This is a genomic window from Rhizobacter sp. P2_H2 (genome assembly GCF_056403375.1).
Genome location: NZ_JBFUFP010000007.1, coordinates 1 through 19539, shown reverse-complemented (window position 1 = coordinate 19539; position 19539 = coordinate 1). Strand labels below are relative to the sequence as shown.

Annotated in this window: 20 protein-coding genes; 12 read left to right on the top strand and 8 right to left on the bottom strand. The window is 70.1% G+C overall.

Annotated elements, in window-relative coordinates; genetic code table 11:
* Nucleotides 1-204 precede the first annotated feature (204 nt).
* Complete coding sequence (locus AC1D15_RS01655; protein ID WP_465110319.1) at nucleotides 205-1047, bottom strand: 23S rRNA (adenine(2030)-N(6))-methyltransferase RlmJ; 843 nt, start codon at nucleotides 1045-1047, stop codon at nucleotides 205-207.
* A 167-nt stretch (nucleotides 1048-1214) separates the two neighbouring features.
* On the opposite strand from AC1D15_RS01655, the gene AC1D15_RS01650 reads away from it, so the two are divergent.
* Both AC1D15_RS01650 and AC1D15_RS01645 read left to right on the top strand, forming a co-directional pair.
* Complete coding sequence (locus AC1D15_RS01650; RefSeq protein WP_477824667.1) at nucleotides 1215-2222, top strand: zinc-binding alcohol dehydrogenase family protein; 1008 nt, start codon at nucleotides 1215-1217, stop codon at nucleotides 2220-2222.
* Between the two features lie 36 nt (nucleotides 2223-2258).
* Nucleotides 2259-3311, top strand: a complete 1053-nt coding sequence (locus AC1D15_RS01645) for an AbrB family transcriptional regulator (protein ID WP_477824666.1) — start codon at nucleotides 2259-2261, stop codon at nucleotides 3309-3311.
* Between the two features lie 6 nt (nucleotides 3312-3317).
* Here the strand turns inward: AC1D15_RS01645 and AC1D15_RS01640 are convergent, their stop codons facing one another.
* Both AC1D15_RS01640 and AC1D15_RS01635 read right to left on the bottom strand, forming a co-directional pair.
* Nucleotides 3318-3887 carry an MOSC domain-containing protein gene (locus tag AC1D15_RS01640; RefSeq protein WP_047508264.1) on the bottom strand — a complete coding sequence of 190 codons (570 nt, stop codon included), beginning with the start codon at nucleotides 3885-3887 and terminating at the stop codon, nucleotides 3318-3320.
* Nucleotides 3888-3900: 13 nt separating this feature from the next.
* Nucleotides 3901-4710, bottom strand: a complete 810-nt coding sequence (locus AC1D15_RS01635) for a substrate-binding domain-containing protein (RefSeq protein ID WP_477824665.1) — start codon at nucleotides 4708-4710, stop codon at nucleotides 3901-3903.
* Nucleotides 4711-5030: 320 nt separating this feature from the next.
* Here AC1D15_RS01635 and AC1D15_RS01630 point away from each other — a divergent pair, with 320 nt between their 5' ends.
* A complete protein-coding gene (locus tag AC1D15_RS01630; protein WP_477824664.1) occupies nucleotides 5031-6896 on the top strand; it encodes a phosphoenolpyruvate carboxykinase (GTP) in 1866 nt (621 codons plus the stop codon).
* Between the two features lie 79 nt (nucleotides 6897-6975).
* Here the strand turns inward: AC1D15_RS01630 and AC1D15_RS01625 are convergent, their stop codons facing one another.
* Genes AC1D15_RS01625 through AC1D15_RS01615 form a run of 3 tightly spaced genes read right to left on the bottom strand, consistent with a single transcriptional unit; the run spans nucleotide 6976 to nucleotide 7797 of the window.
* A complete protein-coding gene (locus AC1D15_RS01625; RefSeq protein ID WP_047586737.1) occupies nucleotides 6976-7212 on the bottom strand; it encodes a hypothetical protein in 237 nt (78 codons plus the stop codon).
* Nucleotides 7213-7255: 43 nt separating this feature from the next.
* A complete protein-coding gene (locus tag AC1D15_RS01620) occupies nucleotides 7256-7513 on the bottom strand; it encodes a hypothetical protein (protein ID WP_047508272.1) in 258 nt (85 codons plus the stop codon).
* Nucleotides 7514-7563: 50 nt separating this feature from the next.
* Nucleotides 7564-7797: a hypothetical protein gene (locus AC1D15_RS01615; protein ID WP_047508274.1), complete on the bottom strand. Its 234-nt coding sequence runs from the start codon at nucleotides 7795-7797 to the stop codon at nucleotides 7564-7566.
* A 141-nt stretch (nucleotides 7798-7938) separates the two neighbouring features.
* On the opposite strand from AC1D15_RS01615, the gene AC1D15_RS01610 reads away from it, so the two are divergent.
* The 5 genes from AC1D15_RS01610 to hutI all read left to right on the top strand — a co-directional run bounded on the left by AC1D15_RS01610 (nucleotide 7939) and on the right by hutI (nucleotide 13879).
* Nucleotides 7939-8874, top strand: a complete 936-nt coding sequence (locus tag AC1D15_RS01610; protein ID WP_477824663.1) for a LysR family transcriptional regulator — start codon at nucleotides 7939-7941, stop codon at nucleotides 8872-8874.
* 112 nt (nucleotides 8875-8986) lie between these two features.
* Entirely contained in the window at nucleotides 8987-10702 is a 1716-nt protein-coding gene (hutU, locus tag AC1D15_RS01605) for a urocanate hydratase (protein ID WP_477824682.1), read from the top strand.
* The gene (locus tag AC1D15_RS01600) at nucleotides 10702-11277 is read left to right on the top strand and encodes a HutD/Ves family protein (RefSeq protein WP_477824662.1); all 576 of its coding nucleotides are present in this window, start codon (nucleotides 10702-10704) and stop codon (nucleotides 11275-11277) included. Before hutU ends, AC1D15_RS01600 begins: the two co-directional genes overlap by 1 nt.
* Nucleotides 11274-12659, top strand: coding sequence for a formimidoylglutamate deiminase (locus AC1D15_RS01595; protein WP_477824661.1), 1386 nt, complete (start codon nucleotides 11274-11276; stop codon nucleotides 12657-12659). The genes AC1D15_RS01600 and AC1D15_RS01595 overlap by 4 nt, the downstream gene beginning before the upstream one ends.
* On the top strand, nucleotides 12656-13879 hold the full coding sequence (gene hutI / locus AC1D15_RS01590) for an imidazolonepropionase (RefSeq protein ID WP_477824660.1): 1224 nt from the start codon (nucleotides 12656-12658) through the stop codon (nucleotides 13877-13879). The genes AC1D15_RS01595 and hutI overlap by 4 nt, the downstream gene beginning before the upstream one ends.
* On the opposite strand, the gene hutG is transcribed toward hutI, so the two are convergent.
* Entirely contained in the window at nucleotides 13826-14632 is an 807-nt protein-coding gene (hutG, locus tag AC1D15_RS01585; protein WP_477824659.1) for an N-formylglutamate deformylase, read from the bottom strand. The two genes, hutI and hutG, sit on opposite strands and share 54 nt — an antisense overlap.
* A 99-nt stretch (nucleotides 14633-14731) precedes the next feature.
* Here hutG and AC1D15_RS01580 point away from each other — a divergent pair, with 99 nt between their 5' ends.
* The 3 genes from AC1D15_RS01580 to AC1D15_RS01570 are packed head-to-tail and all read left to right on the top strand — an operon-like array spanning nucleotide 14732 to nucleotide 17240.
* Nucleotides 14732-15685: an ABC transporter substrate-binding protein gene (locus AC1D15_RS01580; RefSeq protein WP_477824658.1), complete on the top strand. Its 954-nt coding sequence runs from the start codon at nucleotides 14732-14734 to the stop codon at nucleotides 15683-15685.
* Nucleotides 15682-16455 carry an ABC transporter permease gene (locus tag AC1D15_RS01575; protein WP_477824657.1) on the top strand — a complete coding sequence of 258 codons (774 nt, stop codon included), beginning with the start codon at nucleotides 15682-15684 and terminating at the stop codon, nucleotides 16453-16455. Before AC1D15_RS01580 ends, AC1D15_RS01575 begins: the two co-directional genes overlap by 4 nt.
* On the top strand, nucleotides 16452-17240 hold the full coding sequence (locus tag AC1D15_RS01570; RefSeq protein WP_477824681.1) for an ABC transporter ATP-binding protein: 789 nt from the start codon (nucleotides 16452-16454) through the stop codon (nucleotides 17238-17240). Before AC1D15_RS01575 ends, AC1D15_RS01570 begins: the two co-directional genes overlap by 4 nt.
* A 60-nt stretch (nucleotides 17241-17300) precedes the next feature.
* Here the strand turns inward: AC1D15_RS01570 and hutH are convergent, their stop codons facing one another.
* A complete protein-coding gene (gene hutH / locus AC1D15_RS01565) occupies nucleotides 17301-18809 on the bottom strand; it encodes a histidine ammonia-lyase (protein ID WP_477824656.1) in 1509 nt (502 codons plus the stop codon).
* A gap of 74 nt (nucleotides 18810-18883) precedes the next feature.
* Here hutH and hutC point away from each other — a divergent pair.
* Nucleotides 18884-19539: histidine utilization transcriptional repressor HutC (gene hutC, locus AC1D15_RS01560; RefSeq protein ID WP_477824655.1), on the top strand; the 656-nt coding region annotated here is incomplete at its 3' end.

The window sequence follows — 19539 nt, the reverse complement described above, 5'->3', positions numbered from 1 at the left end:
GTCGAAGACTGTGAAAAACATCACATGACACGGCGCGGCATGAGCAGCCGCGCGCCCTGGCGCGGATTGCGGCAGTGCAGCTACGGCACTGCAGCAAAAAGGCGTCCGTCAGGGAATCTACCGAGCGTTTCGTGAAACTCGGCTGAAACCGCTTGCAACCTCAGTTGCAACTTAACTTGCGCCGCGAAGTTCAGGCCGCGCGGTTCAAGCCGTCTTCTGCTCGAGCAGGTAGTTCGCGTCGTCGTACTGTCCCAGCACGTCGACCAGGTACGGCAGCACGGCGAGCAGCTCGTCGTGCAGCGTGTACGGCGGGTTCAGGATGAACATGCCGCTGCCGGCCAGGCCGAAGCCCTGCGAATCGGGCACCTGCACCGTCAGGCGCACGTGCAGCCAGCCCTTGGGCGCGAGGCCCTCGAGGCGGCGCGGCAGCTGCGCGGCTTCGAGCTTCTGCACCTGCGGGTACCAGACCATGTAGACGCCTTCGGCGAAGCGCAGCAGCGCCTCGCGCAGCGACGCGATCACGCGGCCGTAGTCGCCGTGGCCTTCGTAGCTCGGGTCCATCAGGATGGCCGCGCGCCGGCTCGACGGCGGCACCTGGCCCTTCAGCCCGTCGAAGCCGTCGGCGTTGAAGATCTCGACGTTCTTCGTCTCGCCGAGGAAGGACGCGAGGATGCGGTGGTCGGTGTTGTGCAGCTCGAAGAGGCGCAGCTGGTCCTGCGCGCGCAGCAGCATCTGCGCGAAGGCCGGCGAGCCGGGGTACTGGCGCAGCTTGCCGTCGGGGTTGAACTGGCGCACCGCGGCCACGTAGTCGGCCACCGGACCGGGCAGGTCGTCGCGACCCCACAGCCGCGCGATGCCCTGCTCGAACTCGCCCTTCTTCGTCGCGTACTGGCCTTCGAGCGAGTAGCCACCGGCGCCGGCGTGGGTATCGACCAGGCGGTACGGCTTCTCTTTCTGGTTCATGTAGCGCAGCACCATGCCGAGCACGGTGTGCTTGAGCACGTCGGCATGGTTGCCGGCGTGGAAGGCGTGGCGGTAGGCGAGCATGGGCGGCTTTCTGGAAAACGGGCAGCCCCGTATTGTCGTCGCCGCCGTCTCGATCCCGGCCGGCTTCAAATCTGGTTTGAAGGTGATAGTTCGCGAGACCGGATTATCAATTCCAGCCAAGCTGCCTACAGTGCCCGGACCGAACACTTCCCTTCCGGAGCCGCCCGATGAAAGCCGTTGCCTACCGCCGTCCCTTGCCGATCACCGATGCCGAATCGCTGCTCGACGTGACGCTGCCCGAACCCGCCGCCGCCGGCCGCGACCTGCTGGTGCGCGTGCAGGCGGTGTCGGTGAACCCGGTCGACGTGAAGATCCGCGCCGGCAGCCCGCCCGCCGAGGGGCAGCTGAAGGTGATCGGCTGGGATGCCGTCGGCACCGTCGAAGCGGTGGGCGAGAAGGTCACGCTGTTCAAGCCGGGCGATCGCGTCTGGTACGCCGGCGACATCACGCGGCCGGGCAGCAATGCCGAGCTGCAGTTGGTGGACGAGCGCATCGTGGGCCACGCGCCCACGTCGATCCCGGTCGCGCAGGCGGCCGCGCTGCCGCTGACCGCGATCACTGCCTGGGAGCTGCTGTTCGATCGCCTCGGTGCCACCGCCGACACCGAAGGCGCGCTGCTGATCATCGGCGCGGCCGGTGGCGTCGGCTCCATCCTCACGCAACTGGCGCGCCGGCTGACGAAGCTGACGGTGATCGGTACCGCATCGCGCCCTGAGACGCAGGCCTGGCTGCGCGAGTTGGGCGCGCACCACGTGATCGACCACCACCAGCCGCTGCTGCCGCAACTGCAGGCGGCCGGCGTGCCGCAGGTCACCGCGGTGGCCGGGCTCACGCACACACCGACGTATTACAAGCAGATCGTCGAGGCGCTCGCGCCGCAAGGCAAGCTGGCGCTGATCGACGACTTCCACGAGCCGCTCGACGTGATGGCGATGAAGCGCAAGAGCCTGTCGCTGCACTGGGAGCTGATGTTCACGCGGCCGATGATGCAGACCGCCGACATGCACAAGCAGCACGAGCTGCTCGACGAGGTGGCGCGGTTGATCGATGCCGGCCAGCTGCGCAGCACGCTGGGCGAGCACTTCGGCACGATCAACGCTGCCAACCTGAAGCGCGCCCATGCCTTCATCGAAAGCGGCAAGGCGCGCGGCAAGGTCGTGCTCGAAGGCTTCTGAAAGCACGCTGACGGCCCGGGCGGCTAGCATCGCCGGGTGCCTGAATTCCTCGCGCGGCGCCCGGCCCGCCTTGCCCTGACCCTCCTCGCCGGCGCCGCGGCCGCCGGCCTGTGCCTGCTGCTGCATACCCCGCTGCCGTGGATGATCGGCCCGCTGGTCGCGACCGCGATCGGCTGCATGACCGGCCTGCCGCTCGCCGCCGCCACGCCGCTGCGCAACGCCGGCCAGTGGGCCATCGGCACCGTGCTCGGGCTGTACTTCACGCCGCAGGTGGTGGGCATCGTCGCCAGCCACTGGGCGGTGATCCTGGCCGGCATCGCGTGGGCGCTGCTGCTCGGCGCCGGCTTCGGCGTCTACCTCGCGCGCGCCAACGCCGCGATGGCGCTCGACCGGCCGACGCTGTTCTTCGCGAGCGCGATCGGCGGCGCCTCCGAGATGGCGGTGCTCGCCGAGCGCTACGGCGGGCGCATGGACCTGGTCGCGAGCGCCCATTCGCTGCGCATCCTGCTGGTCGTGCTGACGATCCCGTTCGGCTTCCAGTTCGCCGGGCTGCACGGGCTCGACCCGACACTGCCCGGCCCGCAGGTCGTCGAGTGGCACGGGCTGCTGCAACTGATCGCGATGACGGCCGCCGGCGGCGCCTTCCTGCGCTGGCGCGGCGTCTCGAACCCGTGGGTGCTGGGCCCGCTGTTCGTCGCGTTCGGGCTCACCGCCACCGGCGTCGAGCTGTCAGCCGTGCCGAAGTGGATGACCAACCTCGGCCAGCTCTTCATCGGCGTCGCGCTCGGCACGCGCTTCACGCCGGCCTTCCTGCACACCGCGCCGCGCTGGCTGCTGAGCGTGGGGGCGGGCACGCTGGTGATGATCGCGCTGTCAGCGGGCTTTGCGCTCGGCGTCGCGCAGTTCAGCGGCCTGCACCCGGCCACCGTGCTGCTCGGCACCTCGCCGGGCGGCATCGCCGAGATGTGCCTGACGGCCAAGGTGCTGGAGCTGGGCGTGCCGGTGGTGACGGCCTTCCACGTCACGCGGATGGCCGCGGTGGTGCTGCTCGCGTCGCCGATGTTCCGCTGGTCGGCGTCGAAGGCCTGAGCCCTTTCAGGCCTTCTTCATGCGGGCGCGGAACAACTCCGGGATGCCGACCTCGCGCGGCCCCGGCACCAGCTCGAAGGCCTGCCCGGCGCGCAACGTGCCGGGCGAGCGCACCGACAGGTAGAAGCCGCACCAGGCGCTCGACGCCATCATCTTCGCGGCCTGGTTGAACCCCATCGCCGCATTGAACTTGAAGCACGGGAAGCGCGGCTCGCTGACCGCGAGTTCGCAATCGGGAAAGCGCAGCACGTCGCCGATCCACGCCTGGTCCTCGAGCATGCCGGCGAGCGTCAGGTTCTCGCCGATCGAACCGTGCGGCAGCGGCTCGTTCCAGCCGGCCGCCTGCGCCTGTGCCCGCACCGTCTGCCAGAACGGGTAGTGCTCGCTCGGGTAGGCGTACACCGCCTTGCCGAGGCCGCCATGCACGCTGAGGTCGGCCTGCTCGTCGCCGTCCAGCCCCAGGGTCTGCACCGCCACCGGGCCGTCGACCGGCTGCTTGCCGATGCCGGTGAGCACCGGCCGGCCGTCGATCAGGCGCTCGCTCGCGCGGGCGGCGTTGACGCTGAGCAGGCGCATCGTCATCGGCAGATCAGTTGGCGGCCGCGCGCCAGCCGCGCACGCTCGCCGCGACGCGGCGACCTTGCGGGCCGGACACCCAGGCCGTGAACAACTTGGCCGCCGGGTGGTTGACGCGGAACGAGCGCATCACGTGCACCTCGGTCGCCAGCAGCGGATCGCCTTCGACGACGATCGCGAGCGGCTTGGTCACGTGGCTCAGCCAGACGCCGCGCTCCACCACCGCGTACGCGTTCTGCGCCGCGGCCTGCGCGATGATCGAACTCTTCGGGTCCGCGGTCACGTACCACGGTGCGACCGGCGCCACCTTCGAGGCGCGCCACAGCGGCAACTCGGCCAGCGCCGCGCCGCTGCCGCCGTTGTTGCCGAGGAAGCGCGCCTGCGCGTTCGCGATACCCATCAGCGCGGCACCGATGTCCTTGCCGCCGAGCACGCCGGCCGGGTCCTTGGCCTTCTTGCCCTTGCCTTCGACCGGGCCGATCAGCACGTAGTCGCCGAGCGCGACGCGGTGGCGGTCGTGGGCCAGGCCCTGCTTCTCGAGCTGCATCTCGAGCTCCGGCGCGTTCGTCATCGCCATGTCGATCTCGCCGCGCTCGAGCGCCTGGATCAGCGCGGCGCTCTGGCCGCCCGACACCTGCACCGCGACACCGGTGTCGCGGCCGAAGCCCTTCTGGAAGGCCTGGCCGAGGCCGGAGTCGAGCATCGCCTGCTCGACGCCCATCAGCAGCGGATCCGCCAGCGACTTGCGCTGGGCCGCACGGGCAGTGAAGGAAGCGGCCAGGCTGCTGGCGGCCGCGAGGGAGAGGAGGAGGCGTCGTCGCATCATCCGACGATCTTAAGCGGCCGCAGAAACAGCCATGCAACAGCGAGTTCGGGCATGGCACCGTCCGGGCAGCCGCCCCGCACAACCGCCGAAAAAGTCACAACTGCTTTGCATGTTGCCATTCGCAATTTGCATGATCCCCCGGTTTGCGGCAGTTACGGCGCGATTACAGTCGTACGACAATGCCTTGCCCGGTGGAGGCATGCCGATTGCCCATCCGGCATGAAACCGCCTGTTCCTGCCGTCGTGTCCTTGCGGTATGGGGCGAGCCCCGAGGTTCGCCCGATCCCGCACTTTGACTTTGATGATTGGAGCCCACGATGAACCGACCCGCGATGGAGGGTTTGCGCCTGAACGCGCCCGCCTACGTCCGACATGCCCGGCTGATGGCCTGGGTGGCCGAGATGGCCGCGCTGACCGAAGCCCGTGACGTGCACTGGTGCGACGGCAGCACCGCCGAGTACGACAAGCTCTGCGCCCAGCTGGTGGCCGCCGGCACCTTCAAGAAGCTGAACCCCGAGCTGCGCCCCAACAGCTACCTCGCCTGCAGCAGCCCGAGCGACGTGGCGCGCGTCGAGGACCGCACCTTCATCTGCAGCGCGAAGAAGGAAGACGCCGGCCCCACCAACAACTGGATGGACCCGGCCGAGATGCGCAGCTTGCTGCAGACCGGAGACCGGGCCCTGTTCCGCGGCGCGATGAAGGGCCGCACGATGTACGTCGTGCCGTTCAGCATGGGCCCGCTCGGCTCGCCGATCGCGCACATCGGCGTCGAGCTCTCCGACAGCCCCTACGTCGCCGTCAACATGAAGATCATGACGCRCATGGGCCGGGCCGTGATCGACGTGCTGGGCACCGACGGCGAGTTCGTGCCGTGCATGCACACCGTCGGCGCGCCGCTGGAACCGGGGCAGAAGGATGTCGCATGGCCGTGCAACGCCACCAAGTACATCGTCCACTATCCCGAGACGCGTGAGATCTGGAGCTACGGCTCCGGCTACGGCGGCAACGCGCTGCTCGGCAAGAAGTGCTTCGCGCTGCGCATCGCGAGCACGATGGGCCGCGACGAGGGCTGGCTGGCCGAGCACATGCTGATCCTCGGCGTCGAGAGCCCCGAGGGAAGGAAACACCACGTCGCCGCGGCATTCCCGAGCGCCTGCGGCAAGACCAACTTCGCGATGCTGATCCCGCCGGACGGCCTGCCGGGCTGGAAGGTCACGACCATCGGCGACGACATCGCGTGGATCAAGCCGGCCGCCGACGGCCGCCTGCGCGCCATCAACCCGGAAGCCGGCTACTTCGGCGTCGCCCCCGGCACCAACGAGAAGACCAACTTCAATTGCATGGCGAGCCTGAAGCGCGACGTGATCTTCACGAACGTCGCGCTCACCGATGACGGCGACGTCTGGTGGGAAGGCATGACCGACGTCCCGCCCGCCCAACTGACCGACTGGCAAGGCCAGCGCTGGACCCCGGCGATCGCGAAGGAGACCGGCGCGAAGGCGGCGCACCCGAATGCGCGCTTCACGGTGCCGGCCACCAACAACCCGGCGCTCGACCCGGCCTGGGACGATCCCGAAGGCGTGCCGATCGACGCGATCATCGTCGGCGGCCGCCGCTCGACAACCGTGCCGCTGGTCACCGAGGCGCGCGACTGGACCGAAGGCGTCTACATGGCGGCCACGATGGGCAGCGAAACCACCGCCGCTGCGGCCGGCCAGCAGGGCGTGGTGCGCCGCGACCCGTTCGCGATGCTGCCGTTCATCGGCTACAACATGAGCGACTACTTCCAGCACTGGCTGTCGCTCGGCGCGAAGCTGCAGGCCCGCGGCGCCACGCTGCCGAAGATCTTCTGCGTGAACTGGTTCCGCAAGGGTGCCGACGGCAAGTTCGTCTGGCCGGGCTACGGCGAGAACATGCGCGTGCTGAAGTGGATGCTCGAGCGCGTCGAAGGCCGGGCCCAGGGCCGCGAGAACGTGTTCGGCGTGACACCCAGCTACCAGGACCTGAACTGGGAAGGCCTGGACTTCAGCGCGGCGCAGTACGACCAGGTGACCGGCGTCGATGCCGGCGCCTGGCGGGCCGAGCTGTCGCTGCACGACGAGCTGTTCAAGCAGCTCGCCTGGCACCTGCCGGCGGAGCTCACCGCGACCAAGGCACGCATCGAGGCCCGGCTGGCGGCCTGACGCGACCCGCGCCCCATGAAAAAAGGCCCGCTGATGCGGGCCTTTTCATTTCAGCGCGGAGCAGATCCGCGCGAAGATCTCAGACCTCGGCGTCGGCGCGATCGGCGGCGGCGCGCAGGTCGGCGGCGTAGCTCGGCTGGCCGTCGCTGTAGGCCTCGGCCAGCGAGCGCAGGCGGCTGGCGGCTTCGGCCGGGCTCTCGGCGGCGGGGCTCAGCAGGTTCGCGAGTGCCGCGGTGGCGAACGCATAAGCGTCCGAAATGCGCTGGACGAAAGCCGTCGAGGCTTGCGAGTCAGCAAAGAAAGTCGACTGGTTCATGGTGGTCTCTCTGTGTGCCGCTGCCCGTGGCAGCGGCACCGGTTCAGTTGCCGTACAGCTCTTCGTGCCGGTCGGCGGCTGCGAACAGGTCCGCAGCGAAGCCGGGGTCGGTCTTCAGATACTGGCGAGCCATCGCTCGCACGTCGGCGGCCTCACGGGCGGCCTGGTTCTCTTCCACGTTCACGCGCTCGGCGGGCTTCAGGGCGTTCAGCAGCGCGGCGAAAGCAGCGGCGAACGGCGCGGCCAGGCGCGGGGCGGTGCGTTGCTGGGGGACTTGCAGGTCCATCGTGGTCGTGGTCATCGTGTTTCCTTCGGGGTTGGGTCGCTTGTGGCGAATTCGGGGGAGGTCGATCAGCGCTGGCGAACGGAAGCCATGGAACGCAGCTGGGCTGCAAGTTCGGGCTGCGACGCTTCGTAGCGGCTGGCCAGCGCCAGCAGTTCGGGACGGGCGCGGGTCTGGCCGGCGGCTTCCAACGAGGCCCAGACGCGGCGGCCGATGCGGCCCCACACGTCGTGCGATGCCGAACCGGACGCGACGGCGCCGGTGGGCACTTGCGGGAGATTCAGGCTCATCACGGGGTTCATGGAGGGTCCTTTCAAGACTCGCGAAATCGTTTTCGACCTCGCATGCCGCAATCCTAGGGTTTACCCCAGGGGTTGGCTACTGAAAGCTGTGAATCAGTGATATACACAGCCGTGATATCCCGGTGTCGAGGAGTAGCAAACATGAATTTCCGCACACTTGACTTGAACCTGCTGCGCGTGTTTGACGCGGTGATGGCAGAGGGCAACCTGACCCGCGCCGCCGAGCGTCTGGCGCTCACTCAGCCAGCCGTCAGCAACGCCCTCAAGCGCCTGAAAGACTCTGTCGGTGAGGAACTGCTCACTCGCACATCGTTCGGGGTCAAGCCCACGCCGCGCGCCGAGCAGCTGTGGCCGGAGGTGCAGGCGGCCCTGGCGGCCCTGCGCCAGGCCTTCGCGCCGGGCGACTACGACCCGCAGAAGGATGTGGCGAACTTCCGACTCGCGATGGCCGACGCGACCGCGGCGATGCTGATGCCCTCCCTCGTTCAACAGATCGAACAGGGCCAGGCGCTGGCCAACCTGCGGGTGATCCCGCTGACGACGCGCGATCCGCGGCCGCTGCTGGAGCGCGGCGAGGTCGATTTCGCGGTCGGCTACTTTCCCGACGCGGTGGCCAACCTGGTCGCCCAGGGCAGCACGAGCCCGATCCACCATGAGCGGCTGTACGACAGCCAGTACGTCTGCGTGATGCGGCGTGGCAACCCGCTGGCCGAGGGCGAGCTGACGCTGGACCGCTTCTGCGAGGCGCACCACCTGCTGGTGAGCTTCTCCGGCCGGCCGCACGGGCTGGTCGACCAGGCGCTGACGCAGCTGCACCGCACGCGGCGCATCGTGCTGACGGTCAACCAGTTCTTCACCGCCGGCCGGGTGGTCGCCCGCAGCGACCTGCTGACGGTGCTGCCCCGCACCTTCATCAGCGCCACCGGCTACCAGGACAAGCTGGTGCAGCGGCCGATCCCGCTGCAGCTGGCCGGCATCCACGTCGAGGCGCTGTGGCACATGCGGCACGACCGGGCGAGCGCCCACCAGTGGCTGCGGGCGCGGCTGGTCGATGCGGCGCAGTCGGCCACCGAGTGACTTGACGGGCGGGCCGACTCCCGGCATCCTGCGCGAAGTGGTCTAGACCACTTCTCCGCATCCTGCTCGACACTCCCACGCCCGAAGGCCGCCGATGAACTCCACCACCGACATGAAGACCGTGGCCCATGCCGCGGCACAGGCCGCCCGCTCGGCCCCCGGCCGCGTCGTGCGCGCCCCGCGCGGCAGCACGCTGAGCTGCAAGTCGTGGCTCACCGAGGCGGCCTTCCGCATGATCCAGAACAACCTCGACCCCGAGGTGGCCGAGCGCCCGGAAGAACTCGTGGTCTACGGCGGCATCGGCCGCGCGGCGCGCGACTGGGCCTGCTTCGACCAGATCCTCGCGTCGCTGCGCGAGCTGGAAGACGACGAATCGCTGCTGATCCAGTCGGGCAAGCCGGTCGGCGTGTTCCGCACGCATCCGGATGCGCCGCGGGTGCTGCTCGCCAACTCCAACCTGGTGCCGAAGTGGGCCACCTGGGAGCATTTCAACGAGCTCGACCGCCAGGGTCTCTTCATGTACGGCCAGATGACGGCTGGTTCGTGGATCTACATCGGCACCCAGGGCATCGTGCAGGGCACCTACGAGACCTTCGCCGAAGCCGGCCGCCAGCACTTCGGCGGCACGCTGGCCGGGCGCTGGGTGCTGACGGCCGGCCTCGGCGGCATGGGCGGCGCACAGCCGCTGGCCGCCACCTTCGCCGGCGCCGTCTCGCTGAACATCGAATGCCAGCAGAGCAGCATCGACTTCCGGCTGCGCACGCGCTACCTCGACAAGCAGGCGAAGGACCTCGACGACGCGCTGGCGCTGATCCAGCAGCACACGGCCAAGCGCGAGGCGGTGTCGATCGGCCTGCTGGGCAACGCCGCCGAACTGCTGCCCGAGCTGGTGCGGCGCGCGAAGGCCGGCGGCATCCGCCCCGACATCGTCACCGACCAGACCTCGGCGCACGACCTGATCAACGGCTACCTGCCGGCCGGCTGGAGCGTCGCGCAGTGGCGCGATGCGCAGCGCGACCCGCACCAGCACGAGCGCCTGAAGCAGGCCGCCGCGCAGTCGTGTGCGGTGCACGTGCAGGCGATGCTCGATTTCCACGCGATGGGCGTGCCCACCGTCGACTACGGCAACAACATCCGCCAGGTCGCGTTCGACCAGGGCGTGAAGAACGCGTTCGACTTCCCCGGTTTCGTGCCGGCCTACATCCGCCCGCTGTTCTGCGAGGGCAAGGGGCCGTTCCGCTGGGTGGCGCTGTCGGGCGACCCGGAAGACATCCGCAAGACCGACGCGAAGATCAAGGAACTGTTCCCGCACAACGCCCACGTGCACCGCTGGCTCGACATGGCCGCCGAGCGCATCGCGTTCCAGGGCCTGCCGGCGCGCATCTGCTGGCTCGGGCTCGGCGAGCGCCATGTCGCCGGGCTCGCGTTCAACGAGATGGTGCGCAGCGGCGAGCTGAGGGCGCCGATCGTGATCGGCCGCGACCACCTCGACACCGGCTCGGTCGCGAGCCCGAACCGCGAGACCGAGGGCATGAAGGACGGCACCGATGCGGTGTCCGACTGGCCGCTGCTGAATGCGCTGTTGAATGCCTCCGGCGGCGCGACCTGGGTGTCGCTGCACCACGGCGGCGGTGTCGGCATGGGCTACTCGCAGCACGCCGGCATGGTGATCGTGGCCGATGGCACCGACGCGGCCGCGAAGCGCCTGGCGCGCGTGCTCGTCAACGACGCCGGCTCGGGCGTGATGCGCCATGCCGACGCCGGCTACGAGCTGGCGGTGCAGACGGCGCAGGCCCAGCACCTGAAGCTGCCGATGGTCGGGCGTTGATGAGCGGGCGCAGCGAGACACTGGACCTGCAGTCGCTACCCGCCGTGGCGTGGCGCAACGGCGCCGGGCTGACGCGCGAACTCGCAGTGCAGCCACGCGAAGCCACGACGGACTTCGACTGGCGCCTGAGCGTCGCCGAGGTGGAACGCGACGCGCCGTTCTCCGCCTTCCCCAGCGTCGAACGCTGCATCGTGCTGCTGCGCGGCGCCGGCATGCGGCTGCACTCGGCCGACGGCCGGCTCGACGAGCGGCTCGATCGCGCGCACGAGCCCTTCCACTTCTCCGGCGATGCTGCATTGAACGCCAGCCTGTTCGACGGCCCGTGCCGCGACTTCAACGTGATGGTGCGGCGCGGCCGCTGGCGCGCCGACGTGCGCGCGCTGCGCGGCGCCGTGCGCACCGAACCGGCCTCGGCCGGGCTGCTGCTCGCGAGCCTCGGCCGCTGGTCCGACGGCGCGCGCGGGCTGGGGCCTTTGCAGGCCTGGCTGTGGCGCGACGGCATGCCTGCGCTCGCGCTCGAATGCGCCGGTGACGCGCCGTGTGCGCTGCTGGTGCAGCTGGAGCCCGCGGCATGAGCGCGTCCGAGACCCCGACCGGATCGCTGTTCGCGCACCACGCGCTGCTGCCGCAGGGCTGGGCCGACAACGTGCTGCTGCAGTGGGACGACGCCGGCACGCTGACCTGCGTCGAGGCCGGCCTGTCGCCGCCAGCCGGCACCCGGCGCGTCGACGGCGTGCTGCTGCCCGGCCTGCCGAACCTGCATTCGCACGCGTTCCAGCGCGCCTTCGCCGGCCTCACCGAACACCGCAGCGCCGAGCAGGACAGCTTCTGGAGCTGGCGTGCGCTGATGTACGGCTTCGCGCAATCGCTGACGCCCGATGCGCTGCAGGCCATCGCGACGCAGCTCTACATCGAGATGCTGCAGGCCGGCTACACGGCGGTCTGCGAATTCCACTACGTGCACCACCAGCCCGACGGCCGCGTGCACGCCGATGCGGCTGAGATGTCGCTGCGCCTCGCGGCCGCCGCGCGCGAGGCCGGCATCGGCCTGACGATGCTGCCGGTGCTGTACCAGGCGAGCGGCTTCGGCGGCAAGCCGCCACTGGCGGAGCAGCGCCGCTTCCTGAACAGCGTCGACGGCCTGCTGTCGCTGATCGGCCGGCTGCGCCACGACGGCGTGCGCGTCGGCGCGGCGCCGCATTCGCTGCGCGCGGTGTCGCCCGAGGCGCTGCGCGACCTGCTCGGCGGCCTGCATGGCGCCGACGCCAGCGCGCCGGTGCACATCCACGTGGCCGAGCAGCAGCGCGAGGTCGACGACTGCCTCGCGTGGAGCGGACAGAGGCCGGTGCAGTGGCTGCTGGCGCATGCGGCGGTCGACGCACGCTGGTGCCTGGTGCACGCCACCCACCTCGATGCCGCCGAGCGGCGCGCGCTGGCACGCAGCGGCGCGGTGGCCGGCCTGTGCCCGAGCACCGAAGCCAACCTCGGAGACGGCGTGTTCGATGCCGAGTCCTTCATCGCCGATGGCGGGCCGTGGGGCATCGGCTCCGACAGCCACGCCTGCGTCGACGCGGCCGAGGAGCTGCGGCTGCTCGAGTACGGCCAGCGGCTGACGAAGCAGCGCCGCAACGTGCTCGCGAGCGCCGCGCACCCGCAGGTGGCCGATGCGATGTGGCTGTCGGCGGTGGCCGGCGGTGCACGCGCCAGCGGCCGCTCGATCGGCGGCCTGCGCGTGGGCCAGCAGGCCGACCTGGTGCACCTCAGCGCGTTCGACGACGCCGGCCTGAGCGCCTCGCAGCGTCTCGCGAGCCACGTGTTCGCGACGCATGGCGCCCGTGGCGTGCGCGACGTGTGGGTGGCCGGACAGCGCCGCGTGCACGAGGGGCAGCATGCAGGCGCCGGGCGCGCCGCCGAGGCCTTCATCGCCGCGCGCACCCACCTGCTGGAGAACCGATGACCGACCTGCTGCTGACCAACGCACGCATCGTCGACGGGCTGGACGAATCCTGCACGCCGTCGGCGCCGGGCTTCGTCGCGATCGCGAACGGGCGCATCGAGCGCGTCGGCCCGATGTCCGCGCTGCCGGCCGGGCTGCGGCCGCGCGCCGAACGCGATGCCGGCGGCGCCTTGCTGACGGCCGGCCTGATCGATTGCCACACCCACCTCGTCTACGCCGGCGACCGCGCGCGCGAGTTCGAGCTGCGGCTGCAGGGCGCGAGCTACGAGGAGATCGCGCGCGCCGGCGGCGGCATCCGCTCCACCGTGCGCCAGACGCGCGATGCGACGCCCGAGGCGCTGTTCGACGCCTCGGCCCGCCGGCTGCGCGAGCTGATGCGCCACGGCGTGACGACCGTCGAGATCAAGTCCGGCTACGGGCTGTCGCTCGATGCCGAGCGCAAGTGCCTGCAGGTGGCGCGCCGGCTCGGCGAGCGCTTCCCGATCGACGTGCGCACCACCTTGCTGGCCGCACACGCGCTGCCGCCGGAGTTCGAGGGCCGCGCCGATGCGTACATCGACGAGATCGTCGAGCGTCTGCTGCCGGCCATCGCGCGCGACGGCCTGGCCGATGCGGTCGATGCGTTCTGCGAGACGATCGGCTTCACGCCCGGCCAGACGCAGCGCGTGTTCGAAGCGGCGCAGCGCCATGGCCTGCCGGTCAAGCTGCACGCCGAGCAGCTGTCGAACCAGCACGGCGCTACGCTGGCGGCCGACTTCGGCGCGCTGTCGGCCGACCACCTGGAGCATGTCGACGAGGCGGGCGTGATCGCGATGGCGCGCGCCGGCACGGTCGCCGTGATGCTGCCGGGCGCGTACTACTTCCTGCGCGACACGGTGGCGCCACCGATCGCGCTGTTCCGCCGGCACCGCGTGCCGATGGCGGTGGCCACCGACTGCAACCCGGGCACCAGCCCCGGCACCCACCTGCCGCTGATGATGAACATGGCCTGCACGCTGTTCCGCATGACGCCGGCCGAGGCGCTGCTCGGTGTCACCCGTCATGCGGCGCGGGCGCTGGGCCTGGCGGCCACGCATGGCTGCATCGAGGTCGGCAAGCAGGCCGACCTGTGCCTGTGGGACGTCGATCACCCGGCCGCGCTGAGCTATGCGATCGGCGCGAGCCCGCTACGCGCCTGCTTCCACCGCGGTGTCGAGCGCGGCCTGCAGCATCCGCTGTAGCAGCGGCCGCACGCCGGCCGCGAGATCGGGACGGAAGCCGAACGGCGCCGGCTCGTCCATGTAGGTGGCGTGGCACATCTCCATCTGCAGCGCATGCACGCCGCGCGCCGGCTCGCCGTAGTGGCGCGTGATGTAGCCGCCCTTGAAGCGGCCGTTGCTGACCTGCGTGTAGTCGCGCTGCCCGGCGAGCACCGCCTCGACCGCCGCCTGCACGCGCGGTGCGCAGGCGCGCCCCTCGTCGGTGCCGAGGTTCAGGTCAGGCAGCTTGCCTTCGAAGAAGCGCGGCAGCCTGCTGGCGATCGAATGCGCATCCCACAGCACCGCCACGCCATGCAGGTCGCGCAGCCGCTCCAGCTCGCCGCGCAGCGCGACGTGGTACGGGCGCCAGAAGCGCTCGCGCCGCGCCTCGACCTCGGCCGCGTCGGGCTCCTGCCCCGCGCGGTACAGCGGCTGCTTGCGGAAGGTGTCGCGCGGCACCAGGCCGGTCGTGTCCTGCCCGGGGTAGAGGTTGGTGTCTTCAGGCGGCCGGTTCAGGTCGATCACGTAGCGCGACATCCGCGGCACCAGCGTGCTGGCGCCGATCTGCGCGACGAAGTCGTAGAGCTCCGGCAGGTGCCAGTCGGTGTCGGCGCGCAGCAGCGCCTCGGGCGTCATGCGGGCCGCGATGTCGGCAGGGATCTCCGTGCCGGCGTGCGGGAACGAGACGAGCAGCGGAACGCTGCCCCGCGTCAGTGCGTGCGTGCTGGATTCCATGGGTGCAAGTGGCCTAGACAACCGGGGAACCGAGTGTAGACTGCCCGGCACAGGGCTTGCATCATGTCCGACACCTTTCCCCTTCTCGCAGGAGCAGTGATGAATCCAGTGCGTGCCTTGGTCGGTTTGTGGGTGTCGGCGGCGATGGTCGGGCCTGCCGCGGCGCAGGAGACGCCGGTCGCGATCGCGATCTCCGGCTGGACCGGCTTCGCACCGCTGACGCTCGCGAAGGAGGCCGGCATCTACAAGAAGCACGGCCTGGACGTGTCGATCAAGAAGATCCCTCAGAAAGACCGCCACCTCGCGATCGCCTCGGGCGACGTGCAGTGCGCGGCCACCACCGTCGAGACCTGGGTGGTGTGGAATGCCAACGGCGTCGCGACCACGCAGATCTTCCAGCTCGACAAGAGCTTCGGTGCCGACGGCATGGTGGTGCGCAACCACATCGCGAAGATCTCCGACCTGAAGGGCAAGACGGTGGCCGCGTCGGCACCGGGCACCGCGCCGTACTTCGGCCTCGCGTGGATGCTGAAGAAGAACGGGCTGTCGGTGAAGGACGTGAAGGTCGTCACGCTGGAGCCGCAGGCGGCCGCGAATGCCTTCGTCGCGAACGCCGGCGACCTGGATGCCGCGATGACCTACGAGCCCTACCTGTCGACGGTGCGCGCCAAGCCCGAGGCCGGCAAGATCATCGCAACCACGCTCGACTACCCGATGGTGATGGACACCTTCGGCTGCACACCGAAGTTCCTGAAAGAGAACCCGAAGGCCGCGAAGGCGCTGGCCGACAGCTACTTCGACGCGCTGGAGATGATCCGCAACGAGCCGAAGAAGTCGTTCGAGATCATGGGCGCCGACGTGAAGCAGAGCGGCGAGGCCTTCGAGAAATCGCAGGCCTACCTGCGCTGGCAGGACCGCGCGGCGAACCAGCGCTTCTTCACCAGCGTGCTGCAGCCGTTCAGCAAGGAGGCGGCCGAGCTGCTGCTGGAGATCGGCAGCATCAAGCAGATTCCCGACCTGAAGACGCTGTCGGACACCAGCTTCATCCAGTGAAGCCGCTGCAATCGGTGGAGCCCGGGCGGCGCATCGCGCTCGGGGTCGCGTTCTTCGTGCTGTTCGTCGCCGGATGGGCGATCGCGACGCTGGGCGGCTTCGTCTCGAAGACGTTTCTCGCCGACCCGCTGACGATGGTCCGCTCGGGCTGGGACCTGCTCGCGCAGCAGGGCTTCGCGCACGACATCGGCATGACGATGTGGCGCGTGATCGGCGGCTTCGTGATCGCGGCGGTGCTCGCGTTGCCGCTGGGCATCGCAATGGGGGCGTACAAGCCGGTCGAGGCGTTCTTCGAGCCGTTCGTGTCGTTCGCGCGCTACCTGCCGGCCTCGGCCTTCATCCCGCTGCTGATCCTGTGGGCCGGCATCGGCGAGGCGCAGAAGCTCGCGGTGATCTTTCTCGGCTCGTTCTTCCAGCTGGTGCTGATGATCGCGGTCAGCGTCGGCAACACGCGGCGCGACCTGGTGGAGGCCGCCTACACGCTGGGCGCGCGCGACTGGGGCGTGGTGCGCCGCGTGCTGCTCCCCTCTGCCGCGCCGCAGGTGGCCGAGACGCTGCGTCTGGTGCTCGGCTGGGCCTGGACCTATGTGATCGTGGCCGAGCTGATCGGCGCGTCGAGCGGCATCGGCCACATGATCACCGACAGCCAGGCGCTGCTCGCAACCGACCAGATCATCTTCGGCATCATCACGATCGGCGTGATCGGGCTGGTGTCCGACCTCGGGTTCAAGCGGCTGAACCGCCGACTCTTCCGGTGGGCCGCGCTGTGAGCCGGCTGTCGATCCGCGGCGTGGGCCGCAGCTTCCCCGGTGTGCATGGCGGCACCCCGACGCTCGCGCTGCAACCGACCGACCTGGAGGTCGCCGACAACGACTTCATCACCGTGCTGGGGCCCTCGGGCTGCGGCAAGTCGACACTGCTGCGCATCGTGGCCGGCCTCGACGAGCCGAGCACCGGCCAGGTGCTGCTCGACGGCGCGCCGGTGCGCGGCCCGGGCGCCGACCGCGGCATGGTGTTCCAGAGCTACACGCTGTTCCCGTGGCTGACGGTGCGGCAGAACATCTGCTTCGGGCTGCGCGAGAAGGGCCTGCCCGACACGCAGCAGCGCGAGATCGCGCAACGCTTCATCGCGGAGGTGGGGCTCACGGGCTTCGAATCGCACTACCCGAAGCAGCTGTCGGGCGGCATGCAGCAGCGCGTCGCGCTGGCGCGGGCGCTGGCCAACGATCCGAAGATCCTGCTGCTCGACGAACCCTTCGGCGCGCTCGACCACCAGACGCGCGCGCTGATGCAGGAGCTGCTGCTGTCGATCTGGCAGCAGCACCGCAAGACGGTGCTGTTCGTCACGCACGACATCGACGAGGCGATCTTCATGGGCAACCGCTGTGCGGTGTTCAGCGCGCGGCCGGGCCGCATCAAGACCGAGCTGGCGATCGACCTGCCGTACCCGCGGCACTACACGGTGAAGACGACGCCGCGGTTCTCGGAGCTGAAGGCGCAGCTGACGGAGGACATCCGGGCCGAGAGCATCAAGGCGGCCGCGATGGCCCCGTAAGCCCGGATGCCGGTCAAAAGTAGGCCGTTGCGTGGCGAAGCACGCCGTATCGGTCTATTTTTAGGCCGACATCGACCCGGCATGCTCCAGCATGTCGACAGCCGCCTCGATGTCCGGCGCCATCAGCCGGTCTTCCTTCAGGAACGGCACCCGCTCGCGCAGCCGCGCATGCAGGCACTCCAGCGCCGGCGACGAGCGCAGCGGCCGGTGGAAATCGAGCGCCTGGGCCGAGGCCAGCCATTCGATCGCGACGATGCCGGCGGTGTTGTCCAGCATCTGGTGCAGGCGCCGCGCGGCGTAGGTCGCCATCGACACATGGTCTTCCTGGTTCGCCGAAGTGGGCAGCGAGTCGACGCTGGCCGGGTGCGCGAGCGACTTGTTCTCGGAGGCGAGCGCCGCCGCCGTCACCTGCGCGATCATGAAGCCGGAGTTCAGCCCGCCGTTCTCGACCAGGAAGGCCGGCAGCCCCGAGATGCCCGGGTCCATCAGCATCGCGGTGCGGCGCTCGGACAGCGCGCCGATCTCGGCGATCGCCAGCGCCAGGTTGTCGGCCGCGAAGGCCACCGGCTCCGCATGGAAGTTGCCGCCCGACAGCGCCTCCAGCGTGTCGGCGAACACCAGCGGGTTGTCGGAGACGCCGTTCGCCTCGGTCAGCAGCACGTTCCACGCATGCTGCATCTGGTCGAGGCAGGCGCCCATCACCTGCGGCTGGCAGCGCAGGCAGTACGGGTCCTGCACCTTGTCGCAATCGAGGTGCGACTGGCGCAGCGCGCTGCCGGCCAGCCAGCTGCGGAAACTTGCCGCCACCTTGCGCTGCCCGGGCTGGCCGCGCACCTTGTGGATGCGGTCGTCGAACGGCGTGTCGGCGCCCTTGGCCGCATCGACCRTCATCGCACCGATGCCGATCGCCGCATCGAAGATGCGCTCGAGCCGCTGCACCGCGACGAGCGCGAGCGCGGTCGACGCCTGCGTGCCGTTCAGCAGCGCGAGGCCCTCCTTCGGGCCGAGCACCAGCGGCTCGATGCCGGCGCGTGCGAGCGCCTGCAGTGCGGGCACCCGCTTGCCGTCGACGAAGGCCTCGCCGATGCCGATCAGCACGCCGCTCAGGTGGGCCAGCGGTGCGAGGTCGCCCGACGCGCCGACCGAGCCCTTCTCCGGCACCACCGGCAGCACATCGGCCGCCAGCAGCGCGAGCAGCGCATCGATCACCTGCGGCCGCACGCCCGACACGCCGTGCGCGAGGCTGGCGGCCTTCAGCAGCAGCATCAGCCGCACCACCGGCGCCGCCATCGGCGCACCGATCCCGGCGCTGTGCGACAGCACCAGGTTCTTCTGCAGCTGCGCCAGCTGGTCGTCGGGGATGCGCGTCTGCGCCAATTTGCCGAAGCCGGTGTTGATGCCGTAGACCGGCTCGTGGCGCGACATCAGCGTCGCGACCGCCTGCACGCTCGCCTCGATGCCAGCCCGCGCCGACGGTGCGATCGTGAAGCGGGCCCCGCCGGCGGCCGCATCGAGCAGCATCGCCTTGTCGAGCTGGCCGGGGGTGATCAGGTGCGCAGGCGTCGTCATGGGGGTCCTCGCTGGCGCGGCGGCGGGCCGCAAAGTGGTCTAGACAACTTTAGCACAGGGGTAAGATCGGCCCCATGAAATCCGGCGACAAGACGCTGCCCTACGAAGCAGTCAAGCACTCGATCCGACACCGCATCGCCGAGGGCGGCTGGCAGCCGGGCGTGCGATTGCCGTCGGAACGCGAGCTGGTGCAGGAGTTCGGCTGCGCGCGCATGACGGTGCACCGCGCGTTGCGCGAGCTGGAAGACGAGGGCCTGATCGAGCGCCGCCAGGGTTCGGGCTCGTACGTGGCCGAGCTGCACCCGATCTCCAACCTGCTGCAGGTGCGCGACATCCACGACGAGATCGTCGAGCGCGGCCACCGGCATACGACGCGGGTGTGCGGCGTCGAGCGCGTGAAGGCGGGCGCCGAGATCGCCACCGCGATGCGCCTGCGCAAGGGCGCGGCGGTGATCCGCTGCCGGCTGGTGCACCTGGAGAACGGCGTGCCGATCCAGTATGAAGACCGGCACGTCAACCCGGCCCTCGCGCCCGACCTGCTGGCGCAGGACTTCACGCAGGTCACGCCGTCGCACGTGCTGTTCGAGCACGCGCCGCTGACCGAGGCCGAGCAGGTGGTCGAGGCGGTGCTCGCGACCGACGAACAGGCGCGTCTGCTCGACGTGCTGCCCGGCAGCGCGCTGCTGCAGGTGTCGCGGCGCACGCTGTCGCAGGGCATCGTCGCGTCGGT